The organism is Acrocarpospora pleiomorpha (assembly GCF_009687885.1).
Lineage (GTDB): Bacteria > Actinomycetota > Actinomycetes > Streptosporangiales > Streptosporangiaceae > Acrocarpospora > Acrocarpospora pleiomorpha.
This window is the reverse complement of the sequence record NZ_BLAF01000136.1, coordinates 1-7,129: the sequence shown is the minus strand read 5'-3', so window position 1 is coordinate 7,129 and position 7,129 is coordinate 1. Positions and strand designations below refer to the sequence as shown.

6 protein-coding genes are annotated in these 7,129 nt (G+C 68.0%); 5 read left to right on the top strand and 1 reads right to left on the bottom strand.

Features of this window, described 5'->3' with window-relative positions; translation table 11 throughout:
• Window positions 1–21: 21 nt before the first annotated feature.
• The gene (locus Aple_RS51510; protein WP_155352136.1) at window positions 22–1,050 is read right to left on the bottom strand and encodes a glycoside hydrolase family 26 protein; all 1,029 of its coding nucleotides are present in this window, start codon (window positions 1,048–1,050) and stop codon (window positions 22–24) included.
• Window positions 1,051–1,249: 199 nt separating this feature from the next.
• Between Aple_RS51510 and Aple_RS51505 the strand changes: the two genes are divergently transcribed.
• From Aple_RS51505 to Aple_RS51485, 5 genes are all read left to right on the top strand, one after another.
• Entirely contained in the window at window positions 1,250–2,374 is a 1,125-nt protein-coding gene (locus tag Aple_RS51505; RefSeq protein WP_170322082.1) for a YveK family protein, read from the top strand.
• Between the two features lie 342 nt (window positions 2,375–2,716).
• Window positions 2,717–4,012, top strand: a complete 1,296-nt coding sequence (gene iscB / locus Aple_RS51500; RefSeq protein ID WP_155352137.1) for an RNA-guided endonuclease IscB — start codon at window positions 2,717–2,719, stop codon at window positions 4,010–4,012.
• A 171-nt stretch (window positions 4,013–4,183) separates the two neighbouring features.
• Complete coding sequence (locus Aple_RS51495; protein ID WP_155352134.1) at window positions 4,184–5,449, top strand: O-antigen ligase family protein; 1,266 nt, start codon at window positions 4,184–4,186, stop codon at window positions 5,447–5,449.
• Window positions 5,446–6,366 (top strand): phosphotransferase, encoded by a 921-nt coding sequence (locus tag Aple_RS51490; protein WP_155352133.1) that lies wholly within the window; start codon window positions 5,446–5,448, stop codon window positions 6,364–6,366. The genes Aple_RS51495 and Aple_RS51490 overlap by 4 nt, the downstream gene beginning before the upstream one ends.
• Window positions 6,363–7,129, top strand: a 767-nt coding sequence (locus Aple_RS51485) for a sulfotransferase family protein (RefSeq protein ID WP_155352132.1), incomplete at its 3' end; no start/stop codon positions are given. The genes Aple_RS51490 and Aple_RS51485, both read left to right, overlap by 4 nt.

The following is a 7,129-nucleotide window of genomic DNA, read 5'->3' as shown; positions in this document are numbered from 1 at the left end:
TGGGTGGGTGGGAGAACCACGTCACTGCGCGGGGACCTTCGTCGCGGTGAAATGGCGTTCTCGGCCGAGTCGGGCGAAGGACTCTGCTGCCTCTGGGGTCGTGTCGAATCGGGTGTCGCCGCGGGGCGCGAGTGGGGAGTCGAAGTACACGAGGGCCTTGATCTGCGGATAATTCCGGATCTGGAGGCGTACCGAGGCGTAGAAGTCAGACTTGAAGCGAGGGGCGTACTTCCGCTCGAACGCTCCCCACTCGGAGACCATGATCGGTTTGCCCGGGAAACGTGACTGCGTCCAGCGGTAGAAGCCCGGCCAGGTCGGATGGTCGGGGCGGGTCTTGTCGACCAGCGTGGCGAAGTCACTGACCCGGCCGTCCGCGTATGGATCCAGCCCGATCCAGTCGACCACGTCGTCACCGGGATAGAGCCGGTCGAACCACGGCTTGGTCGCCCAGTTGGGCGCACCCATGTACGTCATGACGGTCACCGCATTCCGTACCCCTCGATCCCGCAGACGACTCACGACATGTCGGTACATGGCCGCGTAATCCTGAGCGGACATGCCGCGCCGGGAGTTGACGTCGTTCTCCGGTTCATGGTGAATCGTCAGGAAGAAGCGCCCAGGGAACGTTCGCGTGATGTGTTCCGCCAAGGCGTCGATGCGCGAATCCACCGCGCCGCGCGCGATCTGAGCCCAGGTCTGCGTGCGGGACGGCTTCCAGTTGATCAGTAGCAGTCGTCGGCCCGCCGCCAGCGCACGCTCCTCGGCGGTGGGGAACAACTCCTCGCCCCGGTGGTAGACGTGCACGATGTCCGCCGGGCGACCCATGCGTTGTTCCGCGCGTTCGATCGCGTGCGCCGGACGGGTGCCGGTGAAGACGTCTGGCGCGATGCCCCACCACGCGCCACAGGTCGGGATGAGCTTGTCGGTGACCACGCAGGTGGTCTGGTGGCTGAGCAGGCCGTCCGGGCGGGTGCTCGTGCCGGTGCCGGAGGCGGGAGCGCACCCGGCGACCAGGGCCAGCGCGATGATCCCCCGTGTGACGATGAACATGGGCACACCATTCCATCGGAGCCGCGCGCGGGTGGCACGCTTTCTCATATCCCATGGCGGACATGTCCGTGGAACGTCCGTTATTGTCCCGTGATTTGCCTGTGGAAAAACTTCAAAATTGGATCGGGTAAAGCTCAAGGGAGCCTATAGTTCGTAGTCTGTTTCGCTGTTCCCGCGCCATGACGAGGTTCCCATGAGCTTGCCCCCGCACAGCCGGGATCTCGCTGAGTTCGGTTCCGTGCTGCGGCGGCGCCGGTGGCTGGTGGTGATCTGCCTGCTGGCAGGCCTGGCGGGCGGGATCGGCGCGCTGGCAGGCACACCTCGGGCATACACGGCGACAGCAGAAGTCCAGGTGTTGCCGACCGGGGTGCCGGAACAGGTCAATCAGGTCACCCAGCGCCAACGCGAACCACTCAATTTGGATACCGAAGCGCAGATCGCCCAATCATCCGTGGTTGCCGCAAAGGCGGCCGAAATCCTGAAAAATACGGACCCAGAGGCGTTGCGGAATCGGGTTCGGGTGGATGTTCCGCCAAATTCCGGAATTCTAAGGATTTCGTTTATTGCGCCCGATTCGTTGGCGGCGGCCGCAGGGGCTCAGGCGTTCGCCGACGCGTACCTGCGGCATCGGGCGGACGCGGCCCAGCAGACACTGCTCGCCCAGATGAAGATCTTGCTGGTCAAACTGCGCCAGGTGAACGCGTCGCTGGGCAAGGTGGCGGCCGCGCTGGCGCCGCTCACCCGGGGCTCGGCCGAACGGGCGATCACCGCACACCAGCAGGCCGTCCTCAGCCGCCAGTCCTACAACCTGACCCTGAAATACGACACCCTCAGAACCACCGCGATCACCCCCGGCAGCGTGATCAGCCAAGCCCGGCCCCCGATGCGCACCAGTTCCCCCAGCCCACCGCTGTACCTGGGCAGCGGCCTGTTCCTCGGCATCCTGACCGGCGCCCTGTCGGCATTCACCCGCGACCGCCTGGACACCCGCCTCCGCGTCCCCGCCGACATCGAACGCCTGACCACACTCCCCCTCCTGGCAGAGATCCCTGCGAAGGACGTATCCACCCTGACCGACAGGCTCTCCGCACTGCTGCCCGAAGGCCCGATTCTGCTGGAATCCATCGGCACCGAGGCAACCGCAGCGATCGTCGACGAACTACCCACCCTGAACCTCATCACCAGTGGCCGCGCATCAACCGCAATCCTGCTGATCGGCCTACGAAAATCCCGAGCCCCAGAGGTCAACCGAGCCGCCCGCAACTTGACCGCCCGAGGCACAACCGTCCTCGGCGCCCTTACCGTGCGCGTTCCGTTGTGGTAGCCGGATCCCCCGCCTGAAGGCGGGGGCCTTCAGCCCGCGTGGCTGAAGGCCCGTGTGTTACCAGACCCAGCCATCACCCACAAGGAGGTGACCTTGATGGCTACGTTCCGTACAGGACCGAAGACCGACCGGGCTGTGCTTCCTCAGCAGCCCGCTCTCGAATCCGAGTCAGCAGACAACCCCGGGATCAGGGACGAAACGGGGCTCGGACGCCACGCCCGCGTGGCACCCGGTGCGGGACATGGTCGAGAGGAGACCACCAGGCGTGCACCTGCGCTCGGTGGCGTCACTCCCGAGCCCCCCTCGGGGGCCGGGGAGAGGCCGCGTGAGCGGCACCCGTTCGTGTTCGTGCTCGACAAGCGCGGCACCCCGTTGCAGCCCACCACGCCCGCCAGGGCGCGCAGGCTGCTGAAAGCGGGGCGGGCGGTGGTGGCCCGGCACACCCCGTTCGTCATCCGCCTGAAGGACCGCACGGTCGAACAGTCGCAGGTGGACGGCGTCGAAGTAGGCGTCGACCCCGGTTCCAAGCACACCGGCATCGCCGTCTTCACCGCTCAAGCCGGTGAGCGGCGCGGCCGGTACGCTGTGCAGCTCGACCACCGCGGCGCGCGGATTCGTCAGAAGCTGGAGCAGCGTGCCGCTTACCGGCGTGGGCGCCGCTCCCGGAACCTGCGCTACCGCGCCCCCCGCTTCCTCAACCGCACCCGGCCGGACGGCTGGCTGGCGCCGTCGCTGCGGCACCGGGTCGACACCACCGTCTCCTGGGTCGACCGGTTCACCCGGTGGGCTCCCGTCACGGCGGTGCACGTGGAACGCGTCGCGTTCGACACCCACGCCATCTCCGCGGGCCGCCCGCTGGAAGGCGCCGAGTACTGCCGCGGCACCCTGCACGGCACCGAGGTCCGCGAGTACCTCCTGGCCAAGTTCGGCCGTGCCTGCCTCTACTGCGGCACCACCGGGGTGCCGCTGAACATCGACCACGTCCACCCCCGCTCCAAGGGCGGATCTGACCGGGTCTCCAACCTGGTCCTGGCCTGCATCCCGTGCAACCAGGCCAAGAGCGACCGGCCGGTGGAGGAGTTCGCGCCGAAGCGCGCCGCGGAGATCCTTAAGCGGGCGAAGGCCCCTCTACGGGACGCCGCCGCCGTCCAGTCCACCCGGTGGGCGTTGTGGCGGGCCCTGGACTCCCGGCTCCCCACTCATGTGGCTTCCGGCGGCCGCACCAAGTGGAACCGCGCCCGCGCCGGGCTGCCCAAGACGCACACCCTCGACGCTCTCGCCGTCGGCAAGCTCGACACCGTCACCGAGACCGTCAGCTGGGTGCTCGTCGCCGGGTGCGCGGGACGTGGCGTCCACGCCCGGACCAGGACGGACAAGCACGGTTTTCCGCGCCTGCGCCTGCCCAGGCAGAAGCAGTTCCACGGCTACGTCACCGGCGACCTGGTCCGCGCGGTCGTCCCCCAAGGCGCGAAGGCGGGCACCCACACCGGCCGCGTCGCCGTCCGCGCCACCGGCAGCTTCAACATCACCACCGCCCTTGGCACCGTCCAGGGCATCCACCACCGGCACCTGCACTTGCTGCAACGCGCCGACGGCTACGCCTACACCACGCGAGGAGAAACCGATGTGTCGCGGTGACCGTTTCGACGGCGGTCCGCCTGGCGGCGAATCGCTTGTCCCTGCCCTGCCCCGCAGGGGTCCGATTCCTCCCCGGCCTGAAGGCCGGGGTTTCCTCGGATGTTCTCGATGAGTCCCGCGAGCCCGGTTGATCCCGCGCACCCTGTGAATCGGGTGGATCCGATGGATCCCGTGAGGCCGCGGGCAGTCTGGCCGATCTGGGCGCTGCTGGTTGGGTATCCCGTTTGGTGGGCGCTTGGCTTTGGTGGGCTCTCGGTTGTCGTGGTGGCCATACCGATGCTGGTCATCCTGTCCCGGCGGCGACCGATCAAGGTGCCCAAAGGTTTCGGCCTGTGGGTGTTGCTGATCGCGGGGTACGTGATCAGCGCCCTCATGCTCGCGGAAACCCCTGACGGCACCTACGGCGACCTCACGACCGGGCGCGTGATCGGCTACGTGATGCGACTCGTCGTGTACCTGTCGCTCCTGGTCATCGTGCTCTACCTGGGCAATCTCACCCACGAGGAGCTCCCGCAGCTCACCCTTGTCCGCATGCTCGGCGCCCTGTTCCTCACCACTGTCGCGGGCGGCCTGCTCGGCGTACTGCTGCCGCATTTCGCCTTCACCTCCCCGGTCGAATTCGTGCTCCCCCGCTGGATCTCCGGCAACTCCTTCGTCACCAACCTGATCCACCCCACAGCCGCCCAGATCCAGCACGTCCTCGGCCACGCCTCCCCCCGCCCAGAAGCCCCCTTCGAATGGGCCAACGCCTGGGGCAGCAACGCCTCCGTACTGATCATCTGGTTCCTGGTCGGCTGGTGGGGCTACGGCGGCCCGCTCCGCAAGATCCTCACCGCCGTCGTGCTCGCCCTCGCCGCGATCCCCATCGTCTACTCCCTCAACCGCGGCCTCTGGATCGGCCTCGGCTTCTCCCTCGCCTACCTGGCGGTCCGCTCCCGCCGCCCCCTCGCCCTGGGTACGGCTGTCGCCGCCGCGGCCACCGCCTTCCTGCTCTCCCCTCTCTCCTCGATGGTCGCCCAGCGCCTCGACAGCCCGCACAGCAACGACATCCGCGCCTTCACCGTCTCCACCACCGTCCAGACCGCCGCCACCTCCCCGATCATCGGCTACGGCAACACCCGCAACGCGTTCGGCAACCATCGCTCGATCGCCACCGGCAAGAGCGACTGGTGCGACACCTGCGGCCACCCGCCCCTGGGCAGCGACGGCCAGCTCTGGCTGCTCCTGATCACCCAGGGCTTCATCGGCGCGGCCCTGTATGCCGGGTTCTTCGCGGGAGCCGTACGCCGGTATTGGGCCGATCGCACCCCCATCGGGCAGGCGGGGGTGCTGGTGATGATGCTGGCGCTGTTCTACATGTTCATCTACGACGGCATGGTCACCGCGCTGAGCCTGTATCTGATCTCGTTCGCGCTGCTCTGGCGGAACGCCACATGAGCGACGCCGACCTGCGCCTGCGCTATCTCGACGAGGTGATCCCCTTGCTGTTTCCGCCGTCCGCTCGAATCTCGGCCCGTACTCTGCTGCCGCATCGGCTGGTGCCCCGGCGGCTGGTGCCGCGCGCCCGCTGGCATGTCGGGGGGCGGGTGCTCGTCGGTGACGGGCCCGACACGATCGAGACGCATCTGAGTGAAGTGCTCGGGCAGCGGGTGCACACCGAACTGCATGTCCGGCCTGCCCGCCGGGTCAACCGTAAGCCGATCCTGGAGGCGTACGGGGCGGGGGGTTTGGTGGGGTTTGTCAAGATCGGTGATACCGCTGGGGCGCGCGAGTTGGTGCGGCATGAGGCGGAGACGCTGCGCATGCTGGCCGAGCGGCCGTTGAAAGTGGTGGTGCCGCCGGGGGTGCTGCATTTCGGGTCGTGGCGGGAGCTTGATGTGCTCGTGCTGACGCCGTTGCCGGTGACCGGCCCGCTGTCGTTGGGTGGGCCGCGGAGGAGGGTCCGGCGCGAGTTGCTGGCGGCAGCCGTCGCCGAGATCGCGGCGCTGGATCCTGCGGGGGCCTGGCATGGGGATTTCTCGCCGTGGAACGTGGCAGCGGACGCGGATGGGCGGCTGCTGGTGTGGGACTGGGAGCGGTTCGGGGCCGGAGTGCCGCTCGGGTTCGACGCGTTGCACCACTACTTCCAGGGCGCGTTGCGGCGGATGCGTCCTGGTCCGGCCGCCCAGGCGTGCGTCGCCAAGGCCGGGCGCATTCTCGAGCCTTTCGGGCTGTCGTTCGCGGAGTCCCGGCTGACCGCCGCACATTACCTGATCACATTGGCCGATCGGCATCGCCGAGATGGGTACGAACCGCTAGGCCCTTCCCCCGACTGGCTCAATCCCGTTCTCGATCACCTGGAGGTGTTGCCGTGAACGCGCTCAAGACCACCGCGCACGCGGTCTCGATCACCGCGGGCCGGTTGACCGGCAGCGGACGCCTGCTGCCGTCCTTCCTGATCGTCGGCGCCCAGCGCTGCGGCACGACCTCGCTCTACCGCGCCCTCGCCCAGCATCCCCTGATGCTGAAACCCGTCCTCCGCAAGGGTGTGCACTTCTTCGACATGTCCTACCACCGAGGACTGCCCTGGTATCGAGCGCATTTCCCGTTGCGCGCCACCGCGGCTCGGCTCGAATATCGGTACGGCTACCGCCCGCTGGCGTTTGAATCGTCGCCCTACTATCTGTTTCATCCGCTGGCGGTATCCCGGATCGCGTGGGACCTCCCAGGGGTGAAACTGATCGTGCTCGTCCGCGATCCCGTCGAGCGGGCGTACTCCGCGTTCACGCACGAGCTTGCCCGGGGTTTCGAGACGGAGACCTCATTCGAGCGCGCCCTCGCCCTGGAGGAGGAACGCCTCGCCGGCGACGTCGAACGCCTCAAAGAAGACCCTTCATACGTCAGCCACGCCCATCGGCATCAGGCCTACGTGTCGCGCGGCCGCTACGCGGAACAACTCGCCCGCCTGGACCTCCTGGTCGGCCGCGAACGCGTCCTGGTCCTCGACAGTGGCACCTTCTTCACCGACCCCGAACCGACATACGACCGCGTCCTCGAATTCCTGGGCCTCCCCCGCCTGACCGACCCCGTCTTCGACCGCCACAACGCCCGCCCCCGAACCGAAATGCCACCCCTCCT